This is a genomic window from Nocardia sp. CC201C (assembly GCF_030010695.1).
GTDB classification, from domain to species: domain Bacteria; phylum Actinomycetota; class Actinomycetes; order Mycobacteriales; family Mycobacteriaceae; genus Nocardia; species Nocardia otitidiscaviarum.
Genome location: NZ_JASCXP010000660.1, coordinates 1 through 2,308, shown reverse-complemented (window position 1 = coordinate 2,308; position 2,308 = coordinate 1). Strand labels below are relative to the sequence as shown.

The 2,308-nt window shown below is 68.8% G+C and carries 2 protein-coding genes; both read right to left on the bottom strand.

The features are described 5' to 3' along the window. Window positions 1–948 (bottom strand): hypothetical protein (locus QK444_RS35615; RefSeq protein WP_282786427.1); only part of this gene is annotated, 948 nt, incomplete at its 3' end. 204 nt (window positions 949–1,152) lie between these two features. Continuing rightward, window positions 1,153–2,308, bottom strand: a 1,156-nt coding sequence (locus QK444_RS35610; protein WP_282786426.1) for an MmgE/PrpD family protein, incomplete at its 5' end; no start/stop codon positions are given.

The window sequence follows — 2,308 nt, the reverse complement described above, 5'->3', positions numbered from 1 at the left end:
GCTCACCAGGCTCTGGAAGTATCCGCCGCCGGGGTAGTAGTCGGCCGTGGTCGAGCCGCTCACGAAATCACCGGCCCACGCCACCGAAAGTCGTTGCAGCGCATCTACGTTCTTGCTCTGGGGAGTGCCGCAGGCGAACTTGTCCGGCCCGGGTGCACTGGACGCCTCCACGTCGATGTGGGAGGCGGTGGTGACCAGGACGCCCAGGAAGGGCCGGGGCAGCTGTTCGAGCACCTCTTCGGTGCCCGAGCCGTTTCGGTTGCAGCTGTACGGTGGCGCGGAGACCGCGACCACGGGCAGGGTGCTGTTGCTCAGATGGTTGAGCGAACTGCTCAGGTTGTTGCCGATGATGCTCTTGACCGGGTCGAAGAGAATGACACCGCGCAGATTGGCGAAGGCGGACGGGTAGTCGGCGCGCAGTTCCTGCGCCACGAACGGCACCGCCTCGCCGCCCGCGGAATGTCCGGCGAAGACCCAGGAGGTCGGCAGGGTGAGTTCGGGTCGCCCGGCCTTGGCCTTGGCGTCGGCGAAGCTGCGGCCGAGCTTGTCCGAGGGATCGGCGGACTTGCCGAACAGGTCGGCCACATTGTGCAGGAAGTCGGTGTTGTTGCCGAGGTTGGCGATGGTGCAGCCGAGCAGGCTGGAGGTCGGCAGAGTGGGCGCGAACACCAGGAAGCCCTGCGCGGCGAACTTGCGGGCGGTGTCGTCCATGGCATCGTTGGCGGCGGAGAAGCCGTGCTGCAGCCACAGCAGGCCCTTGGGGTTCCCCGCCGGGAAGTACCAGTCGCTGCTCTGCTTCAGAATGCGGAAGGCGCAACGGATTTCGACCTTGTTCTCGACCTTGGTCACCGTGGTGTCGGCGGTGGCGACGGGGGCGAGGGCGGTGGCGAGCGCGGCCACGGCGATCCAGAGGGAGGACAGCGCGGCCGACAGGGTTCTGATTCTCAAGGTGACTCCTTTGTCTCTCAGGGGGAAACAGTGTTTCTTCGAGTAGCGTCAATTAATGGTCTGAAACACTCGTGAGTCAATAGCTCGAGCCGAAAATTTCACCGCTGTGACCAGCAGTTTTACTGAGCGCCCGGCATGCTGCGGACGTGCGAAAGCAGCCCGGCGGCCGAGGGGCCGGGCTGCTTTCGTATGCGCAGGTGAGGGCTAGGTGGGGGAGTGCAGCAGGGTTGTCAGCTTTCCTGGATCGTCGAGATCGGCCAGGCCGTAGACGATCTCGGTGATGTCGTCGGCGCGGGCGGGGGACAGCGCCTCGGCGGTGTTGAGGCGGAATTTGACGGCCAGCTCGTCGGGGGACAGCGGGTCGCCCGGGCCGCCGCGATTGACCGCCACATGTTCGGTGACGGTGCGGCCGTCGCGGAGTTCGGCGGTCAGGGTGGCCGGGAACTGGTGGGGGAAGATCTCGTCGCAGCGGGGGTCGGGGACGCAGACCACCTTGGCGGCGAGGGTGAGGCGGGCCGGGTCGCGGGCGGCGACGTCGGTGAAGTCCTCGTGGAAGACGCCGAGTCCGCCGCCGCCGAGCAGGGCCGCGGCCACCGTGTAGGGGCCGGAGAAGGCCGCGTGGTAGCCGGATTCGGGTCGCTGTTTGGCGGTGCGGGGTTCGCCGATGGTGCGCAGCACCGGGGTGGGCGCACCCAGGGTGAGGCGGACGATCTCGTCGGCGGTGACACCGCGATCGCGCAGGCGGCGGGCGGCGTCGATACCGGCGTGGGTGAAGTGATTGCACGGATACGGCTTGAAGAACACCCCGGGCAGCTCCCAGTGCTCGCCGAGCCCGTCCAGCAGCTGGTCCGGATGCGCCCGCTCGCCGCAGAAGGCGTGCAGCAGACCGAATCTGCCCTCCAGCACCGTCGGCGGGCCGGTGAGGCCGTGTCGAGCCAGACCGGCGGCGGTGACCGCGGCGTGCGCGGCCCAGCCGCAGTGCACGCGCTTGACGGTGCCGCCGGTGCGATTGGCCTCGAGCAGGCCCGAACCCATGCTGGCGGCAATGCCGAGCGCGTGCGCGATTCCGGCGGCGTCCAGGCCGTACAGCATGGCCGCGGCCACCGCGCCGCCGACCGCGCCACAGATGGCGGTGGCATGCAGTCCGCGCTCGAAGAACACCGAATTACCCAGCGCGGCATCGTATCCGGCCATCCCTACGCGCACCGTGAGCTCGATGCCGACCGCGATGGCGTCCAGCAGCGCGGCCCCGGTGGCTCCGGTGGCCTCGGCGACGGCCAGCGCGGTGGGTACCACCGTGGCCGACGGATGCAGCACCGACGGGAGGTGGGTGTCGTCGAAGTCCAGGGCGTGTGCCAGG